The organism is Corynebacterium frankenforstense (genome assembly GCF_030211955.1).
Classification (GTDB): Bacteria; Actinomycetota; Actinomycetes; order Mycobacteriales; family Mycobacteriaceae; genus Corynebacterium; species Corynebacterium frankenforstense_A.
Genome location: NZ_JASODI010000029.1, coordinates 1 through 18,968 on the forward strand (window position 1 = coordinate 1; position 18,968 = coordinate 18,968).

The window sequence follows — 18,968 nt, forward strand, 5'->3', positions numbered from 1 at the left end:
CCATCTCGAGACCCCGTGACCGGTCAGCATCTGACCTGGTAGCCGGTGCCTCTCGCGGCGACGAGGTGATAAGTTACCCCGAACCCCACACCTTGACAAATCCCCAGGTGAATCAGGGTTTTTATCCGCGAAATCTGCACGGTTGCCACGCGCATTCGGACTGCATTTCCTGCCTGTGCACGCTCCGCAGCGGTCCCGGCGGCACTCCCCCTCTCCGTCGGTCCCCGCAACCCCAGCAACCGAAGACACCGGGTACGGGCCATCCAAGCCCGGTACCCGGTGTGTACTTTCCCCCCGTAACCCGACGGTCTACAGCCGCCCCGGCCGCCGTCCGCCTAGTGGTAGCAGGCCAGCAGACCCCAGGGACCGTCGATGACCTCGATGTCGGTGCCGAAGATCCTCGTGAGCTTCTCGGAGTCCATCACCTCGGCCACGGGGCCGAACTCCACGATCGCCCCGTCCTTGACGGCGCACACGTAGTCCGCGTAGCGCGCGGCGAAGTTGATGTCGTGCAGCACGACGATGATCGTGCGCCCGAATTCCCGCGCCGCGCGGTGCAGGTGCTTCATCATCTGCACCGAGTGGGAGATGTCGAGGTTGTTCAGCGGCTCGTCCAGGAGCACGTAGTCGGTTTCCTGGCACAGCACCATCGCCACGTAGGCGCGCTGGCGCTGGCCGCCCGAGAGCTGCTCGAGGTAGCGGTCCTCCAGCTCGGTGAGGTTGAGGAAGTCGAGGTAGCGGTCGATGATCTCCTCGTCCTCGGCGGTCAGCCGGCCGTGCGAGTACGGGAAGCGTCCGAAGCCGACCAGCTGGCGCACCGTGAGCTTGGTGATGAAGTGGTTCTCCTGACGCAGCACCGAGATGATCTTGGCCAGGTCCTTCGACTTGGTCTTGGCTACGTCGAAGTGCGCGACCTCGATGGAGCCCTCGTCCATGTCGAGCAGCCGGCCGATCATGGTCAGCAGCGTCGACTTGCCCGCACCGTTCGGCCCGACGAGGGCGGTGATCCCGCCGTCCGGGATCTCCAGGTCGACCGGTCCGATGTCGACCTCGTCGTTGTAGTTCTTGCGAACGTGGCTGAGCTTGATCACAGGCGCCCCTTCCGGAGGATGACGAACAGGAACATCGTGCCGCCGACGAGCTCGATGACGATGGAGACCACGCCCTGCGCGTAAAAGACGTGGTTCATCAGGAAGTAGGCGCCGGTGAGCACCACGTACCCGATCAGGGCGGCCATGGGGATGATGTAGCGATGGTCGTAGGTGTCGGCGAACTGGTAGGCCAGCGTGGCCACCAGGAAGCCGAGGAAGGTCATCGGCCCGACCAGCGCCGTGGAGACGGCGATCAGCACCGAGACCAGGATGAGCACGTAGATCGTGTTGGCCTTGTGATTCACGCCGATGTTGGTCGCCTGGGCCTTGCCCAGAGCGATGACGTTGAGGGTGCGGGCGTTGAGCATCATCAGCGCCGTAGCGATGAGCACGAGCGGGACGGCCACCGGGTAATAGTCCGGGTCCGCGTTGTTGACGGAGCCGAACAGGCGCGCGGTGAGCACGTCGAACTCGCTCGGGGTCAGCAGGCGCTGCATGAAGGTCGCCAGCGAGCCGAGCCCGCCGCCGATGACGATGCCGACCAGCAGCATCACGTGGATGTTGCCGCGGTCGCCGGTCAGCAGCCAGCTGTAGAGCAGCAGCGACATGCCGACCATGATCACCAGCTGGAAGACGAAGTTGCCCGCCGAGTAGCCGGCCGTCAGCCCCGCCGCACCGAAGAAGAAGACGGTGCTGGTGTGGATCAGCTTGTAGAGCGACTCGAAGCCCATGATCGACGGCGTGATGATGCGGTTGCTCGTCACCGTCTGGAAGGCGACGGTGGCCACCGCCTGGGCGAGCGCCACCAGCGCCATCGCGATCACGGAGTCCGCGCGCCGCTTGGCGATCAGCCAGAAGCGCGGGTCGCCGAACGGGATCGGGTTGCCGTAGGCGAGCAGCCCGGCGGTGAAGACCACCGCGAGCACCACGCACACCGCGAGGATGATCCAGTACTTGCGCCGCGCCTTCGCGGACGCGAAGGAGCCCGAGCGCTTCGCCCGCCCCCCGCGCCCGCCCCCGGCGTGGCCCTCGAGCGTGCCGCGGTCCACACGCACGGCGGCGCCCCCGGCGCCGCCGTCCGCGCCTGCGGTGCGCTCGGCCGCCTGTGCGGCGTGCACGCGGGCGTCGGAAATCGTGTCAGCCATTGCGCTTGCGCCCCCTAAGGATCAGAGCAACGAAGACCACGGCGCCGACGATGCCGAGCACCACGGAGACCGGCACCTCGAAGGGCGCGATGACCGTGCGCGCGAAGAGGTCACAGACGGTGACCACCGCGATGCCGACGAGGACGACCCACGGCAGGTTGCTGCGCAGGTCGTCGCCGCGGAAGAGCGAGACGATGTTCGGCACGATCAGCCCGAGGAACGGCAGCTGGCCGATGACCACGGTGACCACGCCGCTGGCCACGGCGATCAGGCCGGTGCCCAGGATCATGATCTGGTTGTAGTTCAGCCCGACGTTGGTGGCGATGTCCTCGCCGAGGCCCGCGACGGTGAGGCAGTCGGCGAAGACCCACACGATCGCCAGCACCACGAGCACGATCCAGAGCACCTCCCACTGGCCCTCGAAGACCGAGGTGAAGTTACCGGCGAACCAGATCGTCAGCGACTGCAGCATGTCGGTCTGCAGTGCGAAGAACGTCGAGACCGCGCTGACCACGGCGCCGAGCATGATGCCGATGATCGGAACCACCAGCGAGGAGCGCAGCGAGACCCGGCGCAGGAAGAGGAAGAAGATCATCGTGCCGACGAAGGCGGAGATCACCGCGCCGATCATGCGGGTGAACACCGAGGCGCCGGGGATGAGGAACATCGTCAGCAGCAGGCCGAGGCCCGCCCACTCGGTGGTGCCGGTGGTGGTCGGCTCGACGAAGCGGTTCTGCGTGAGCAGCTGCATGACCAGGCCGGACATCGCCATGGCGGCGCCGGCGAGCACGAGCGCGATGGTGCGCGGCACGCGGGTCTTGCCGAACATCTCCCAGCCGTCCTCGGCGTGGATGATGTCGTAGACTCCAGTGAACAGCGACGCCGCCAGCAGCGCCGCGACGAGCAGGACGCCGATGAGCAGCGCCCAGCCGTGGCGCCCGCGGCGCTTGCCGGCGCAGTCGCGTCGGCGCGTGCCGCCGGGCTCGTCCGTCCCGGCGGGTCGGCCGGGTCCGCCGGCCTGGCGCGCGGTTGCGGTACTCAAGAAGTGTCTCCCATCCGCCTCTCGGCGAAACGTGTGCGGGGACGCGCCGGAGGCCGGGCGTCCTCTGGCCCCCATGCACCCTAGCTTAGGCTTGCCGACGTCGCGAAGCTGCAGCGTGTGCGGTTAATTTCCGCCCGGCGCATGGTTGCGTCGGACGTGAATGAGGGCCGCCCCGCCCGGAGGTGGTGCGGCCCGTCGTCACCCGGGGCGCCCGGCGTCTGTTCGACGTCGCCGGGCGCTGGCCGTGCTACTTCTGCGCGGCCTCGAGCTGATCGGCGATGCCGTTCAGGATCTCGGTGTAGGTGATGATGTTCTCGTTGGTGTAGGTGTCGTCCGGGGCGTAGTAGACGTGGCCGTCCTTGACGGCGGTGACGCCCTCAAGCGGGGTGGACTCCTCGATCACGTTCTTGGCGGGCTTGGAGGCACCTTCGCTGGAGCTGATCGCGGCGTCGCGGTCGAGGACCAGCATGAAGTCCGGGTTGGAGTCGGCGATGGCCTCGACGGAGATGTCGTCGCCCTTGTGGTCGGAGGAGGCGTGCTCGATCTGCAGGGCCGGCTTGAAGCCGATCAGGTCGAACAGCGGGCCGTAGGTGCGGCCGACGTGCGGGGCGACGTATCCGATGTCGCCGCCGGAGACGTTGACGGCCATGACGGTGGACTCGCCGTCGTAGGCGTCCTTGGCGCGCTGCAGGGCCTTGTTGAAGTCGTCGATCAGCTTCTGGGCCTCGTCCTCCTTGTCGAAGATCTTGCCCATGTTCTCGACATGGCGGGTCAGCTCCTCGTCGAGCGGCTTGTCCTCGCGCGGCTCGAAGTCGACCAGGGTGGCCTGCGGGTTCATCTGCTCGATCTGCTCGTCGTACTTCTGGAAGCGCTGGCCGGAGACGATCAGCTGCGGGTCACCCGCGACGATCTGCTCCAGGTCCGGCTCCTTGTGGTTTCCGACGTCGAGGATGCTCTCGTCGTTCTTCAGGTCCGGAAGGGTGGACGGCACCAGCTTGCGGGCGCCGACGGTGATCGGCACCTGCCACTGGTCGAGAATCTCGAAGGAGCGGTTGTCCAGGACGGCGACGCTCTCGATCGGCTTCTCGATGGTCTTCTCACCCTCGTTGTCCTCCACGGTCACCGACTCGGCGGCGGTGCTCTCGGTGGCGGAGCCGTCCGCGGCGGCGGAGGTGGAGGAGCCGGAGCCCTCACCGTCGTTGGAGCAGCCGGTCAGCACGAGCGCGGCGCCGGCGACGAGGGCGGTCAGGGTGTGGCGGATCTTGGCCATCTGTCTCTCTTCCTGAGGTGGTTCTCGGGCCTGCCTTGGGGAGCAGGCCGGAAGGACGATCTACCGTAGCTAAGGCTACGGTAACCTTCTGTCCGCAGACGATAACGGAGCGTTGCGAATTTGGCCAGGCTAACCCCATCTGCTTGGCGGCAACCTCCAAAAAACCCGGTCAGGCGCGGCGAAAGTAATCAGATGTCCACCCCTGCCACCTACCCCCTATCCGAATTTCTTTACTTCGAGTTAACCCGAAGTGGTTCGGGAGTTCACCACACGTGTAGTGCGCCGCTCCCCCGACGGACCGCAGGTGGGGCGCCCGCCGGGCGCCGGGCCCCGCAGGCCCGCCGACCCCGGGCAGATCCGCGGGCTCGGACATGATCGAAGCCCCCGGCCGAAACGGCCGGGGGCTTCCTCGGTGGAGCTGCCGGGACTCGAACCCGGGTCCTTCGCCACCTCGCCAGGGCTTCTCCGTGCGCAGTTCGCGCGGAGTCTCTGCTCGGCCCTCCGGATCAGGCGAACGCGTCCGGATGACGGGCCCAGTCAGCGGTGGAAGTCCCGCCGGGCCCCGCTGACGCGACCCGGCGGCAAGTCCCTTAGTCGATGCCAGACTCCGGATCAGGGACGTATCCGGGCTGACAGACACGCGCTCGCTTTAGGCAGCGAGGGCGTAGTCGCGCTGAGTGTTCTCGGCGCTTATCAGGTTGCTGCGACGCTTACGGTGGTCTCCAGCCTGCACCGGCACGCTTCCCCTGGCTCAATCGACGAAGTCGAAACCAAAAATCAGCCCCTCTTCGTGTCCTGCGGACGGGAGGTGTGCCGCCTTCCGCAGGAGATCCAATTCTACGCCCGCCCACCCTTCCCCCGCAAGCACCACCCGGACACCACCCGGACACCTCCCGAGGTCACGGCCGTCACGGGCGATGGTTTCACCCCCTTTCCCACCCGCGTGCGGCCCCCGGGAGATATTGTGGCTGCCGACACACCCGCGCGGCGGTGCCTCCGGCGCCACCCCGGGAATGTCCGCCCGAGGTGTCCCATCACCGACCTGAGACGACTGACCCCGACCCGGGGACGGCGCCCGCCGTGCCCACCGTGAGGAGCGCCCATGCCGGCACACCCCGTAGACGAGAACGGCCGCCGCACCGACGCCGACCTGAAGGACGACGCCCTGGAGGACGCCGCCGAGCTCGAGCGCGACGAGGAACGCCGCACCGAGGCCGAGGACCACCCGGAGGGCGGCGAGCACCGCCCCGGCGGCTTCCTCGGCCTGGTCGAACGCGTGGGCAACAAACTGCCCGACCCGTTCTGGCTCTTCGTCATCCTCTCCGTGGTGGTGCTGATCAGCTCGTGGATCGGCAACAAGCTCGGCATGCGCGCCGAGATCCCCTCCGACGGCGAGACCGTCGAGGTGACCAACCTGCTCTCCGCCGAGGGGCTGCAGAAGATGGTCTCGGAGGCCGTGGAGAACTTCATCACCTTCCCGCCGCTAGGCGTCATCCTCATCGTGATGCTCGGCATCGCCGTCGCCGAGCACTCCGGCCTGCTCGGCGCCGCCATGCGCGGGGCCGTCGGCCGGGTGCGCCACCCGATGGTGCTCACCTTTGTCGTCGCGCTGACGGCGGTGACCGGCTCGATCGCCTCCGACGCGGTCTACGTGATCATGATCCCGCTGGGCGCGGCCGCCTTCAGCGCAGTGGGCCGCTCCCCCATCGTCGGCGCGATGGTCGCCTTCGCCGCCTCCTCGGGCGGCTTCAACGCCTCGCTGCTGCTGAACATCACCGATCTGCTGCTCTCCGGCATCTCGACCTCGGCTGCTGCCTTCATCGACGAGTCCTACAAGGTCTCCCCGCTGGCGAACTACTTCTTCGTCATCCCCTCGGCGATCGTGCTTGCGCTGCTGATCACCGCCGTGACCGAGCTGTTCATCAACGACAAGGCCCGCGACCTGGTCAACCACGACCACGTCGACGACGACGCCGCCAGCTTCACCACCCCGGACCACATCGAGACCCCCGACGACGAGGGCCTCAAGCTGGCCGCCGAGGAGATCCGTGGCCTGAAGGTCACGGGCCTTTTCAGCCTGGGGATGCTCGGGGCCTACTTCGGCCTGCTGTTCATCCCCGGCTCGCCGTTCCTCGGCGCCGACAACGCCGCGATGGAGTCGGTGCTGATCACCGACATCGGCGCCGTGATCGGCGTGATGTTCTTCGCCGCCGGCCTGGTCTACGGCCTGGTGACCCGCTCGATCACCTCCGGCGGCGACGTGCCGCGCTTCATGGCCAAGGGCCTGGAGACCCTGGTGCCGATGATGGTGCTCTTCTTCGCCGTCTCGCAGTTTTTGGCCTACTTCGAGTGGTCCAACCTCGGCCAGTGGACCGCCATCAAGGGCTCCGAGGCGCTGACTGTCATCGACATGCCCAAGCCGCTGCTCTTCGCGCTGTTCGTGCTGCTGGTCGCGGCCATCAACCTGCTGATCACCTCGGGCTCGGCGCAGTGGGCGCTCATGGCGCCGGTGGTGGTGCCGATGTTCATGCTCGTCGGCATCGCCCCCGAGGTCACCCAGATGCTCTACCGCATCGGCGACTCCCCCGCCAACATCGTCACCCCGATGAGCCCGTACTTCGCCCTGGCCCTGATGTTCCTGCAGAAGTACTACCGCAAGGCGGGCCTGGGCACGCTGATGAGCCTCTCGCTGCCCTACGCGGTGACCATGATGGTCGGATGGTTCCTGTTCTTCCTGGCCTGGTACTACACCGGCCTGCCGCTCGGCCCCGGCACCCCGATGGAGTACCCGGCAGGCTAGGCCTAACGGCCTAGCCCCGCGGCCTAGGCGTGGTCGCGGATCCAGTCCGCGAGCACGACCGCGTGGTTGTGCTCGCGGTCGTGGGCCGCGTACAGCAGGCTGACGTCGCCGTCGCCGGCCAGCTTGAGCAGCCGGGCGACGTCCTCGCGGGCGTCGTCCTGCGTCTCGGTGTCCGTGCACGCGGCGTCGAGCTCGGCGCGGTAGCGCCGGGTGAACTCCTCGAACTTCTCCGGGTCGTGGTCGAACCAGGTGCGCAGCCCCTTCGAGGGCGCCGCCGCCTTTAGCCACTCGTCGTGGCCGAGGTCCTCCTTGGACACCCCGCGCGGCCAGATCCGGTCGACCAGGACCTTGGTGCCCGGCGCCTTAGCCGAGCCGTCGAGCAGGTCGTGGACCTTCACCACGTGAACCGTCATGCCGTCATCCCCTTCACCTTGCGGCCGAGCTCGCGCGTGATCTCGCGCTCCTCGGTGCGCCGGCGGATCGCCTGGCGCTTGTCGTAGTCCTGTTTACCTTCGGCGAGGCCGAGCTCGACCTTGACCAGCCCGTTCTTCAGGTAGAGCCGGAGCGGGACGAGCGTGCGGCGCCCGTCGCGGACCTTACCCTCGATCGAGTCGATCTCGCGGCGGTGCAGCAGCAGCTTGCGGGTGCGCCGCGGCGAGTGGTTGGTCCACGAGCCCATGGAGTACTCAGGGATGTGCAGCTGGCGCAGCCACACCTGGCCGTCGTCGACGGTGGCGAAGGCCTCCACCAGGGAGGCCTTGCCCTCGCGCAGCGACTTGATCTCGGTGCCGACGAGCTGCACGCCGGCCTCGTACGTCTCGAGGATGTTGTAGTCGTGGCGGGCGCGCCGGTTGGTCGCGATGACCCCGGGGCCGGCCTTCGACGACTTGTTCTTTTTCTTGCCCATGACGGCGTCCCAGTCTACGCGAACGGGCGCGGGGTGAGACCCGCGCCCGATTTCCGACGCCGCATGCGCCGCGCCCGGGAGCGCCCGTGGCTACCTCCGGCACTCCCCGCGACCGTGTCCGGTGCTACTTGCGCACGTAGGCGCGCAGCGTGACCTGCGCGGTCAGTGCGGCGAAGAGGATGCCGACAACCGCGACCACCGGCATGACCAGCCAGATGTCAGCGGTGGTCACCGGCGCGATCAGCTGGGCCTCGTAGAGGCCGCGCAGCGCCTTGTCGATGACCAGGCCCTTGCCCAGCAGCAGCCCGCCGGTGGCCAGGGCGGCGCCGATGATCGTGGCGAAGACGGCCTCGAGAACGAACGGCGCCTGGGTGTACCAGCGCGAGGCGCCGACCATGCGCATGATCGACATCTCGTCGCGGCGGTTGTAGGCGGCGATCTGGACCATGTTGGCGATCAGGAAGATCGCGGCGACGGCCTGGATCGCGGCCAGCAGGAAGGTCGCGTTGCGCACGGCGTCGAGGTTGTCGGTGGCCCCGCGCAGGTCGTCGACCTGGTCGACGACCTCGGCGACGTGGTCCATGTCGCGGACCGGGTCGAGCGGGGTGGTGTCCAGCGGGTCGGCCAGGCGCACGTGCAAGGCCGCCGGCAGCGCGTCCGGGGAGGTCTCCTCCACCAGGCGCGGGTCGGACTCGCCGAAGACCTCGACGAAGCGCTGGTAGGACTGCTCGCGGGAGCGGAAGGTCACGTCGTCGACGCCGTCGGCGCCCTCGAGCTTCTCGAAGACGGCGCGGCAGGCCTCGCTCGAGCAGTCGGTGTCCTGCCCGGAGACCTCGTCGTCGAACTGGACCATGACCTCGACGCGGTCGAGGTAGATCTCCTTGGTGTCGGAGGTCATGCCCGTGACCAGGAAACCGGTGGCCAGAAGGGCCAGCGAGATCGCCGTGGTGATGATCAGGGCGACGGTCATGGTGACGTTGCGGCCCAGGCCCTTGACGGCCTCGCGCAGGACGTATCCGAATCTCACGTCTGGATGCTCCTTAGTTCTCAGCCGGGCCAGTCAATTGACCGTGCCGTAGACGCCGTGCTCGTCGTCGCGCACCAGGTCGCCGAGGTGCAGCTCGATGACGCGGCGGCGCATGTCGTTGACCGCGCGGGCGTTGTGGGTGGACATGACGACGGTTGTGCCGGTGCGGTTGATCTGCGAGAGCAGCGTCAGGATCTCGTCGGAGGTCTCCGGATCGAGGTTGCCCGTCGGCTCGTCGGCCAGCAGCACCAGGGGGCGGTTGACGAAGGCCCTCGCGATGGCGACGCGCTGCTGCTCGCCGCCGGAGAGCTCGCCGGGCATGCGGGTCGACTTGGCGGCCAGGCCGACCATCTCGAGGATCTCCGGGACCGCCTTCTCGATGCGGTCGCGGCGGGTGCCGATGACCTCGAGCGCGAACTTCACGTTGTCGTAGACGTTGAGCTTGGGCAGCAGTCGGAAGTCCTGGAAGACGTAGCCGATGCGGCGGCGCAGCTGGTTGACCTGCTTGCCGCGCAGCTTGTTGACGTGGAAGTCCCCCAGCCAGATGTCGCCCGAGGTGATGTTCTCCTCGCGGATCATCAGCTGCAGGAAGGTCGACTTGCCCGAGCCGGACGGTCCGATGAGGAAGACGAACTCGCCCTTGCCGATCTCGATGGAGACGTTGTTGAGGGCGGGGCGCGTCGAGGTCGGGTACACCTTGGTGACGTTGTCGAACGTGATCACAACGAACGACTCTAGCGAACACGCCTTACGGATGTGACAGCAGTGCCCAGAATATACGTGAGTTAACAGCTGTTACATATGTGGCGACGTCGCCATGCGCGACGTCGTCAATCGTGCGGCGCCGCTGCGGCGCCGTCACCGCGACCGCGCCCACCGCGCCGGGGTCAGTCCTCCTCGGCGGCCTGCTGCTCGGCCATTCGCCAGCGGATGCCGGCGTCCAGGAAGCCGTCGATGTCGCCGTCGAGCACCTTCTGCGGGTCGCCGACCTCGTAGTTGGTGCGCAGGTCCTTGACCATCTGGTACGGGTGCAGCACGTACGAGCGCATCTGGTTGCCCCAGGAGGCGTTGCCGCCGGCGCCCAGAGCGTCGAGCTCGGCGCGCTCCTCCTGGCGCTTGCGCTCCAGCAGCTTGGCCTGCAGCACGCGCATGGCGGAGGCCTTGTTCTGGATCTGCGACTTCTCGTTCTGGCAGCTGACCACCAGGCCGGTCGGGATGTGCGTCAGGCGCACCGCCGAGTCGGTGGTGTTGACCGACTGGCCGCCCGGGCCCGAGGAGCGGTAGACGTCCACGCGGATCTCGGAGTCCGGCACGTCGATGTGGTCGGTCTGCTCGACGACGGGCAGCACCTCAACCTCGGCGAAGGAGGTCTGGCGGCGGCCCTGGTTGTCGAAGGGGCTGATGCGCACCAGGCGGTGCGCGCCCTGCTCGACGGAGAGGTGGCCGTACATGTACTCGCCGTGGATGACGAATGTGGCCGACTTGATGCCGGCCTCCTCCGCGTACGAGATGTCGTAGACGTCGACCTTGTGGCCGTGCGACTCCGCCCATCGGGTGTACATGCGCATGAGCATCTCGGCCCAGTCCGCCGCGTCGACGCCGCCGGCGCCGGAGCGGACGTTGATCAGGGCCTCGCGCTCGTCGTACTGGCCGGACAGCATCGTCTTGACCTCGAGGGAGTCGACGGCCTCGGAAACCTGGGCCAGCTCCTCGTCGGCCAGCTCGGTGCTCTCACCCTCCTCCTCGGCGAGCTCGTACATCACCGGCAGGTCCTCGAGCCGGGAGCGCAGGTCACGCAGTCGACGCAGCTTGGCCTGCACGCTGGAGAGCTCCGAGGTGACCCGCTGGGCGTGGTCCGGGTCGTCCCACAGGCTCGGGTCGGCGGCCTGGGCCTCGAGCTCGCGTTCCCGGGAGGACAGCTCCTCGGGGTCCATGACCTTCTCGATGGTGGTCATGCGGGACTCGAGGTCCTGCAGGGCTTGTGAGGTATCCGGTCGCATAGCGACGATCTTAGCTCCCGGACGCCCGCCGTCCCTCCCCCGCCCGGTGTACCCGCCCGGTGTACAGGCGGCGCGCGCCGCGGCACAATGACTGACATGACTTCCACGTCCCCGACGAGCTCGAACGAATCCGCCCCTGACAACGCCGCCGGCCACACCGGCGCCCCCGCGCACACCATGTCCGAGATGGTCGACGCCCTGGTCTCGACCTTCGCCGTCGCCCACGACGGCGACTCGGACGAGCGCCTGGCCCAGACCCTGGTCTTCAACGCCGGGCGCCTGGCCTGGCGCATGCGCGAGCAGGGCGTGACCACCGAGCGCAAGACCTCGGTCTCCGACGTGGTCACCGACGCCGACCGCGCCGCCGAGCGCCTGGTCTCCGGCGTGCTGGAGAAGCTGCGCCCCGAGGACGGCGTACTCGGCGAGGAAGGGGCCAGCCGCACCGGGACCAGCGGGCGGACCTGGGTGATCGACCCCGTCGACGGCACCTACAACTTCACCTCCGGTTCGGACTACTACTGCTCCGCCCTCGCCCTGGTCGAGGGGCCCGCCGACGAGCCCGAGCGCCTCATCCTCGGCGCCGTGCACCGCCCGGCGATGGGCTACACCTGGTTCGGCGGGCCCGAGACCGCGCCCGTGCGCGACGGCAAGCCGCTGGCGCGCCTTGAGGACCGCCCGCTGGCCGAGCTGAGCCTGGCGACCTACATCCACCCGACCTGGCTTGCCGACGCCGCGGTGCGCGACGTCTGGCTGTCCGTCGCCGGTGCGCCGGCCACCCTGCGCATGCTGGGCGCCGGTTCCGTGGACCTGGCCGGGGTCGCCGAGGGCAGCGTGGGCGCCTGGATGCAGCACTCCGTACCGGCCTGGGACTGGCTGCCGGGCAAGGCCCTCGTCGAGGGCGTCGGCGGTACGGCCCGCCAGGTCGAGGCCGGCGGCGTGGTCTGGTCGGTGGCGGGCAACAAGCGCGTGGTCGATGAGATCGAGGAGCTGCTGCGCGGCGCGCAGTGACCCCGGGCACCTAGAATCGGGAACCATGAGCAGTTACGGAGACGATCTCGCCCTGGCCCTCGAGCTGGCGGACCTCGCCGACGGCATCACGCTGGAGCGCTTCGAGGCCGCGGACCTGTCGGTCGAGTCAAAGCCCGACATGACCCCGGTCTCCGACGCCGATCTGGCCTGCGAGGAGGCCCTGCGCGAGCGGCTGACCGACGCACGGCCGGCCGACACGGTGCTCGGCGAGGAGTTCGGCGGCACCCCGGAGATGACCGGCCGCCAGTGGGTCATCGACCCGATCGACGGCACGAAGAACTACGTGCGCGGCGTGCCCGTGTGGGCCACGCTCATCGCGCTGCTCGAGGACGGCGAGCCGGTCGTCGGCGTCGTCTCCGCGCCCGCGCTGGTGCGCCGCTGGTACGCTTCCGCCGGCTCTGGCGCCTGGCGCAGCGTCAACTCCGGTTCCCCGAAGCGCCTGTCGGTCTCGGGCGTGGCGGAGCTCTCCGACGCCTCCCTGTCCTTCTCCTCGCTGAGCGGCTGGCGCGAGCACGGCCTGCGCGAGAAGTTCGTCGCGCTGACCGACGAGGTCTGGCGCCTGCGCGGCTACGGCGACTTCTTCAGCTACTGCCTTCTCGCCGAGGGCGCGGTCGACCTGGCCGCCGAGCCGGAGGTCTCCCTGTGGGACCTCGCCGCGCTCAGCGTCGTAGTCACCGAGGCGGGCGGCACCTTCACCTCCCTGGAGGGCGCGCCCGGCCCGCACGGCGGCGACGCGCTGGCCTCCAACAGCCTGCTGCACCAGAAGGCGCTCGACGCCCTGGGCACCGCGCGCTAGGCCCGGGCCTGGCCGAGCCCGGGCAGGCTGGCCGGGGGCCGGCTGCCCCGGCCGACGGCAAACCCCCGTCACCGTCTTTCGGTGGCGGGGGTTTACTGCGCGGTAGCGGCGTCGCGCCGGGGCGGGCCCGGCGCGCCTGTGCTCCGCCTAGCGGCGGTAGGCGGTGAAGCCGGAGCCGGGGCGCGAGGCGTCGGTGCGGTTGAGCGAGTCGACGGCCGGGGCGATCGGGCTGACCAGGGTCGGCATGAACAGCGGGCCCTGCAGCGGGGTGCGGCAGGAGATCTCGTAGAAGGGCAGCATGCCGCCGGTCACCGAGCCGACCACGCGGCCGTCCTGGAGCACCGGGGCACCGGAGTCGCCGGCGCCGGCACAGACCTGGGTGATCGCGAAGCCGGGCTGGGCCAGCCAGGTCGTCCCGCAGGTGTAGCCGGTGGCCACGCCCTGCTTGCACAGCTGGGTGCCCAGGCCGGCGTTCATGGTGCCCACACCGTTGACCTTGACCCCGCCGTAGTTGTCGGTCAGCTCGGTGTTCGAGCCGAGCTCCACGACGGCGTAGTCGTACTCGGCGTCCTTGGCCACCACGGTGCCGGCCGCGCCCACGCCCAGCGCGTCGGCGGAGTAGACGGGCTCGCCGACCTCGCCGCAGTGCCCGGCGGTCAGGCCGACCTTGCGGCCCTGCGCGTCGGTGCCCACCGCGGTCAAGGTGCACATCGAGTCGTCGCTGACGTAGATCGGGGTGCCCGCGCCCATCAGGGCGTGCCCGCGCTCGGCGGCGTCGACGGCCTCCGGCGGGACCGGGGCGGCGTCGAAGTAGCTGCCCGGCGCGCGGTGCAGCACCGGCCCGGAGCCGGGGAGCTTCCCGGCGAGCACCTGATCGAGCGGGTCGGTGGACCAGTGGTAGTTCGGGCCCTCGCCGTACGGGTCCTGGACCAGCTCGTAGGCCACGCCCGGGGCGGGCCCGCCGGTGAAACCGGCGTCCGTGGCGGCGTCGGAGATACCGGCGACGGCGCCCGCCGCGGCGTCGTCAATCGCGCCGCGTGCCTGCTCGCCGGCCGCCTGGGCGTCGGCGACAGCACCGTCGACGGCGGCCTCCACGACCGGGTCCAGCGGCGCGGTGGCCACACCGTGCTCGGCGAGCGTGGCCCGCGCCTGCTCGACCGCGCCCGGCTGCTCCGCGGCCTGCGCGGTGGGGAGCAGGCCCCCGACGGTGATCAGGGCCGCGGTGGCGGCGGCGAGGGCGCGGACGGCGGGACGCATGGGCATACTCCTGGCTGGGACGGGGCCGGAAGGCCCCGGAAACTCCTCTGTCTGAACTCATGGTGCCACCGCCGCGCGACGCTCCGGTGTCGTATGACGCGCGGCGGCGCCGGCGTGGCCAGATTGTTATCAGTCGCTCCCCCCAAGGAGGGGCCTCAGGCAGCCGTGGCCCGCAGCCTCCCCATGGTGATCCGCCCTACATCTCCAGCAGCGTGGCCGGATCGGTGTCCGTCGCCAGTGCGGCAGCCAACAGAATCCGAGCCTGAGCGGCCCGGAAATGACCCGAGGAAATCACCCCGGCGTCGAAGAGGGTGGCAGCCCCTCCGGCACCCCCGTAGACACCCTCGACCTTGCCTTCGGGCACGCGGGTGGTCATCACGACGGTCACCCCTTGGTTGACCGCATCCATGATCCCAGCGGCCAGGTCGGTGCCGACGTTGCCGGCGCCCATGCCCTCGACCACGATGCCACGTGCTCCGTCGACCACGGCGGCGTCGATCACCGCGCGCGGGGCACCTGGGTAGGCAGCGACGGTGCGCACATCTACGTCGGCGAGAGAGGTCAACTCGAGAGCCTCGGGACGGACCGCATCCTCCGGCGCGTTGGATGCGAAGCCGTCAGCCGCCTCGGTGTGATGCTTGTAGGCCCCGCGAGCGGGAATGAGATCACCGCCGAAGCTGATGAAGGCCCCGCGGTCCCGGTTGGCGGGGTCCACGGCGGCGTTGATGGCGTCGGCGAGATTGGCCGGGCCGTCCGGGTCCGGATCATCGAAGGGCCGCATCGCACCGGTGAAGACAACCGGGCGGGAATCGGCGAGGAAGGCGTCGACGGCAACAGCGGATTCCTCCATCGAGTCGGTGCCGTGGGTGACCACCACGCCAGTTGTGGACTCACCCGCCAGCGCATCGGCGACGGCCGTGAGCACGGTGTCGGTGTCCTCGAGTGTCATCGCCGAGGAATCAAGCTCGGCTACCTGGCGGACCTCGACCTCGACCTTGTCGCCGATGCGGTCGCGCACGGAGTCGACGAGCTCGTCGCCGGAGACGGTGGGCACCACGGCGCCGCCCTCGTCGTGGGTCGAGGCGATGGTCCCTCCGGTGGTCAACACGACCACGTTCCCTTCGGCGTCAGCGGGTGGAGTGGCCGAGCCAGCGGCCGTATTCTCTTCGTCCGCGCTCGTACAGGAGGAGAGCATGAGGCCGGCGGCGAGCACCGCGGCCAGCGAGGCGAGCACAGGAATCTTCATGGGTTGCACTTCCTTAGGGTCGGGGGCAGGAGTTCACTCAAGTTTATATTAATCAACACTCAATTACATAGTATTTAGGTATATTTCCTCGGGCGGATCACTTCACTCGGCAACGTCCCGTCCACGACGACCGATTGCACCCGGTGACCTCCTACCACGAGCCGGGCACCCCGATCCCGCGGCGGTTATGCTTCGGACATGAAGACCGCGTGGGCGTTCTGGGACTTCGGCTCCGCCGCGTTCAACGCGGTGCTGGTGACCTTCATCTTCTCGGTCTACCTGACCGACTCGGTGGGCTCACAGATCGACGCCGGGCAGACCCCGTCGTTCTACTACAGCATCGCCCTGGCCGTCGCCGGTGCGGCGATCGCGCTGGTCGCCCCGGTGATGGGCCAGCGCGCCGACGCCCACGGCACCCGCCGGCGCTCCCTGGTGGTCTGGACGCTGGTCACCATCGCCCTGATGGCCTGTCTCTTTTTGGTACGCAACGATGCCCCGGTGTGGTTCTGGGTGGGCATCACGGTCATGGCGGTCGCCTCGGTCACCTTCGAGTTCGCCGAGGTCAACTACTTCGCGATGCTCAACCAGATCGCCACCCGCGCCACCGTCGGGCGCATCTCGGGCATCGGCTGGGCGCTCGGCTACGTCGGCGGGATCGTGGTGCTGCTGCTGTGCTTCGTGCTCTTTGTCTCCGGGGAGGGCGGGGTCTTCGGCCTGCCCACCGACGGCGGGCTGAACATCCGCCTGGTCGCGCTCTTCGCCGCCGCCTGGTTCCTCGCCTCCGCACTGCCGCTGTTCCTGCGGGCCCCGACTGCCCCGGCCACCGGCGAGAGGCTGAGCTGGGCGGGCTCCTACCGCAAGTTGTGGGCGACGCTGAAGCGGCTGTGGGTCCACGAGCGCAACACCGCGTACTTCTTCATCGCCTCCGCCGTCTTCCGCGACGGGCTGGCGGGCGTGTTCACCTACGGCGCGATCCTCGCCGTCGCCGTCTACGGGCTCACCTCCGGCGACGTGCTGATCTTCGGGATGGCCGCCAACGTCGCCGCCGCCGCGGGCGCGGCCGCCGGCGGCTGGATCGACGACAAGGTGGGCCCGAAGCCGGTGATCATGGGCTCGCTGCTGGCGATGATCGTCGTCGCCGCCGTGCTGCTCGTCGGCCAGGGCCCGGTGGTCTTCTGGATCTTCGGGCTGATGCTGTGCCTCTTCGTCGGCCCGGCGCAGTCCTCCTCGCGCGCGTTCCTGGCCCGGCTGACCGACGAGCGCCACTCCGGCGAGATCTTCGGCCTCTACGCCACGACGGGACGCGCGGTCAGCTGGCTGGCACCGCTGATGTTCATGGTCTTCACCGCCATCGGCGGCGACCGCCTCGGCATCGTGGGCGTCGCCGTGGTGCTGGCCGCCGGCGCGCTGCTGCTCGTCCCGGTCAAGCAGCCGGGCCTGCACCGCGAGCCGCAGCCCGCCGCCGCCTGACCCGGCGCGCTAGTTCTCCGGTCCGATGGCCTCGCCCGCCGCGCGCAGTCGCTTTCCGACGTCGCGTTGGCGCCGCGCCGCCGATTCCCCGCGCGGTGGCACACGGATCACCGCCTCCGAGTCCAGGCCCGCCTCGAGCTCCCGGGCGCGGGCGACCTCGGCGTCGAGGCTCAGGCCCACCATGAGCACGATGTTGTAGATCCACAGGGCGATGAGGAACGCCACGACGGCCCCGACGGCGCTGAGCAGCGACATGCGGGTGAACACGCGCAGGTAGGCGGTCAGACCGGCGTAGACGAGCACCCCGCCGAGCACCGCGACCACGGTGCCCACGCTCAGCCAGCGGAAGCGCGGGTAGCGCACGTTGGGCGTGAAGTTGTAGAGCAGGGCGATGAGCACCATGCTCAGCAGCACGGCGACGGGCAGACGCACCCACCGCCACACCGGCATGACCGCACCGGCGAGCCACTCGACCGCGGCGTCGAGGCCCAGCGGCTCGGCGACGGGCTCGAAGACGTCGCGCACGACGATCTCGTTGAGCAGCAGGCTCGCCGCCAGCAGCACCGCGCCCAGGACCACCACGAAGGTCAGCGCCCACATCACCAGCACGGTGCGCACCGGGTGGCGGCCCTCCTCGCGGCCGTAGATGGCGTTGGCGTTGCGTGCGAAGGCCCGCACGTAGGCCGAGGAGGAGAACAGTGCGACGAGGATGCTGACCACGATCACCCAGACGTGGTCGCCCGCCTGCTGGACGATCTCGAGGACGATGTCGGTGGCGGTCTCCTCGGCCTCGGGCGGGACGTAGTCGCGGATGAGCTGGGTGATCAGCCGGTTGGTGGCGGCGGTGTCGTTGGCCAGCAGCAACGTGGCGATCGAGTACGCGCCGACGACGGTGGGCGCGAAGGTGAGCAGCGAGAAGAAGGTCAGCAGCGCGCCCTTGTCCATCATCCCGCGGGCGAAGAACTCGCGGGTCACGCGGCGCAGCACGAGCTTCCAGGACTCCCCGCCGAGCCACCGGTGGCCGCGGATGATCTCCGAGTACTCCTCGTCGGTGGGCGTCTCCACCAGCTCCTCGCGGCGGAACGGCAGGATCTGCGGCCGCTTGCCGACGGCGCGTGCCACGGCGCCGTCGGCGCCGGAGCGCGGGGTCGTCATGGCTCCAGCATAAGTGGCGGTCCGGCACCCGGCGCAGGCGGCCGTCAGCGCAGCAGGCACATCGGGGCGCTTTTCTTCTCGAACATGATGTAGACACCATCGCCGCCCCGGTACTCCCCCAGGTTGCGCGCGGTGCCGGCACTGCAGGCCAGGGTGCAGGTCTCGCCGGCCGCCGTGCTGATGACGGTGAGCGTCGTGGCTCCCCACGGGGCGGTCACCGTCGGGTCCGGGGGCCACGCCCGGCCCCAGATACCGGGGACCAGGGCCTGCTGGGCCACGGCCATCGCGGACCCGCACGAGGTGGGCCCATACGCCGTCACCTTCGCCCCCCGTCGACCGTGCCGCAGAGCGTGTCCATCGCATCGGCGGAGGCGCAGTTGACCTAGGGCAGGTTGCCGGCGGCACCGCCGGCGACCGCACGCGACGTCTACTCCGAGTCACCGCCACAGGCCACCGGAGTGACCGCCGAAAGACCCGCGGCCGCACCGACCCTCCTGGAGAAGTGGTTGTGCACCGTCTCGCCCTTCCGGTTCCTCGTGACCACCGCCAGACGCAGCCAGGCGTCCCCGGCTGTGACGGTCATCATTTTCCGGTGCTCACAGACGCACACTAGCGGACCTTTTGTGCGGGGCAAGACCCTGCGCGGAGGATTCCCCACCCGGGTGCCCGACCCCGGCACCCCTCCCCCCGGGGCGCCGCACACCCGGACACAGAAAAGGCGCCGGCCGCAAGC

Annotated in this window: 17 protein-coding genes and 1 other RNA gene; 4 read left to right on the plus strand and 14 right to left on the minus strand. The window is 69.3% G+C overall.

Translation table 11 applies throughout. From position 1 onward, the window contains the following. Positions 1 to 335: 335 nt before the first annotated feature. From QP119_RS11025 to ssrA, 5 genes are all read right to left on the minus strand, one after another. Positions 336 to 1,091, minus strand: coding sequence for an ABC transporter ATP-binding protein (locus tag QP119_RS11025; RefSeq protein ID WP_284776158.1), 756 nt, complete (start codon positions 1,089 to 1,091; stop codon positions 336 to 338). Further along, entirely contained in the window at positions 1,088 to 2,236 is a 1,149-nt protein-coding gene (locus QP119_RS11030; protein ID WP_284776159.1) for an iron chelate uptake ABC transporter family permease subunit, read from the minus strand. Before QP119_RS11030 ends, QP119_RS11025 begins: the two co-directional genes overlap by 4 nt. Further along, complete coding sequence (locus QP119_RS11035) at positions 2,229 to 3,158, minus strand: ABC transporter permease (protein WP_423777807.1); 930 nt, start codon at positions 3,156 to 3,158, stop codon at positions 2,229 to 2,231. Before QP119_RS11035 ends, QP119_RS11030 begins: the two co-directional genes overlap by 8 nt. Positions 3,159 to 3,525: 367 nt before the next feature. Continuing rightward, entirely contained in the window at positions 3,526 to 4,548 is a 1,023-nt protein-coding gene (locus QP119_RS11040; RefSeq protein ID WP_284776161.1) for a siderophore ABC transporter substrate-binding protein, read from the minus strand. A gap of 410 nt (positions 4,549 to 4,958) precedes the next feature. Continuing rightward, positions 4,959 to 5,333: a transfer-messenger RNA gene (gene ssrA / locus QP119_RS11045) on the minus strand. 317 nt (positions 5,334 to 5,650) lie between these two features. Here ssrA and QP119_RS11050 point away from each other — a divergent pair. Further along, on the plus strand, positions 5,651 to 7,348 hold the full coding sequence (locus QP119_RS11050; protein ID WP_284776163.1) for an AbgT family transporter: 1,698 nt from the start codon (positions 5,651 to 5,653) through the stop codon (positions 7,346 to 7,348). 23 nt (positions 7,349 to 7,371) lie between these two features. Here the strand turns inward: QP119_RS11050 and QP119_RS11055 are convergent, their stop codons facing one another. The 5 genes from QP119_RS11055 to prfB all read right to left on the minus strand — a co-directional run bounded on the left by QP119_RS11055 (position 7,372) and on the right by prfB (position 11,282). Further along, complete coding sequence (locus tag QP119_RS11055; protein WP_284776165.1) at positions 7,372 to 7,761, minus strand: DUF488 domain-containing protein; 390 nt, start codon at positions 7,759 to 7,761, stop codon at positions 7,372 to 7,374. Then, positions 7,758 to 8,255, minus strand: coding sequence for an SsrA-binding protein SmpB (gene smpB / locus QP119_RS11060; RefSeq protein WP_284776167.1), 498 nt, complete (start codon positions 8,253 to 8,255; stop codon positions 7,758 to 7,760). Before smpB ends, QP119_RS11055 begins: the two co-directional genes overlap by 4 nt. A gap of 124 nt (positions 8,256 to 8,379) precedes the next feature. Next, the gene (gene ftsX, locus QP119_RS11065; RefSeq protein ID WP_284776169.1) at positions 8,380 to 9,282 is read right to left on the minus strand and encodes a permease-like cell division protein FtsX; all 903 of its coding nucleotides are present in this window, start codon (positions 9,280 to 9,282) and stop codon (positions 8,380 to 8,382) included. Between the two features lie 33 nt (positions 9,283 to 9,315). Beyond that, complete coding sequence (gene ftsE, locus QP119_RS11070) at positions 9,316 to 10,005, minus strand: cell division ATP-binding protein FtsE (protein WP_284776172.1); 690 nt, start codon at positions 10,003 to 10,005, stop codon at positions 9,316 to 9,318. A gap of 164 nt (positions 10,006 to 10,169) precedes the next feature. Further along, the gene (gene prfB, locus QP119_RS11075; protein ID WP_284776174.1) at positions 10,170 to 11,282 is read right to left on the minus strand and encodes a peptide chain release factor 2; all 1,113 of its coding nucleotides are present in this window, start codon (positions 11,280 to 11,282) and stop codon (positions 10,170 to 10,172) included. 177 nt (positions 11,283 to 11,459) lie between these two features. On the opposite strand from prfB, the gene QP119_RS11080 reads away from it, so the two are divergent. Both QP119_RS11080 and hisN read left to right on the plus strand, forming a co-directional pair. Continuing rightward, positions 11,460 to 12,290 (plus strand): inositol monophosphatase family protein, encoded by an 831-nt coding sequence (locus tag QP119_RS11080; RefSeq protein ID WP_284776189.1) that lies wholly within the window; start codon positions 11,460 to 11,462, stop codon positions 12,288 to 12,290. 25 nt (positions 12,291 to 12,315) lie between these two features. After that, on the plus strand, positions 12,316 to 13,107 hold the full coding sequence (hisN, locus tag QP119_RS11085) for a histidinol-phosphatase (RefSeq protein ID WP_284776176.1): 792 nt from the start codon (positions 12,316 to 12,318) through the stop codon (positions 13,105 to 13,107). 147 nt (positions 13,108 to 13,254) lie between these two features. Here the strand turns inward: hisN and QP119_RS11090 are convergent, their stop codons facing one another. Further along, positions 13,255 to 14,364 carry a S1 family peptidase gene (locus tag QP119_RS11090; protein WP_284776178.1) on the minus strand — a complete coding sequence of 370 codons (1,110 nt, stop codon included), beginning with the start codon at positions 14,362 to 14,364 and terminating at the stop codon, positions 13,255 to 13,257. Between the two features lie 196 nt (positions 14,365 to 14,560). Beyond that, entirely contained in the window at positions 14,561 to 15,610 is a 1,050-nt protein-coding gene (locus tag QP119_RS11095) for an asparaginase (RefSeq protein ID WP_284776180.1), read from the minus strand. A 198-nt stretch (positions 15,611 to 15,808) separates the two neighbouring features. Here QP119_RS11095 and QP119_RS11100 point away from each other — a divergent pair, with 198 nt between their 5' ends. Next, entirely contained in the window at positions 15,809 to 17,080 is a 1,272-nt protein-coding gene (locus QP119_RS11100) for an MFS transporter (protein WP_284776182.1), read from the plus strand. 9 nt (positions 17,081 to 17,089) lie between these two features. Here the strand turns inward: QP119_RS11100 and QP119_RS11105 are convergent, their stop codons facing one another. Both QP119_RS11105 and QP119_RS11110 read right to left on the minus strand, forming a co-directional pair. Next, positions 17,090 to 18,235 carry a YihY/virulence factor BrkB family protein gene (locus QP119_RS11105; RefSeq protein ID WP_284776184.1) on the minus strand — a complete coding sequence of 382 codons (1,146 nt, stop codon included), beginning with the start codon at positions 18,233 to 18,235 and terminating at the stop codon, positions 17,090 to 17,092. A gap of 44 nt (positions 18,236 to 18,279) precedes the next feature. Continuing rightward, complete coding sequence (locus QP119_RS11110; RefSeq protein ID WP_284776186.1) at positions 18,280 to 18,519, minus strand: hypothetical protein; 240 nt, start codon at positions 18,517 to 18,519, stop codon at positions 18,280 to 18,282. Between the last annotated feature and the right edge of the window lie 449 nt (positions 18,520 to 18,968).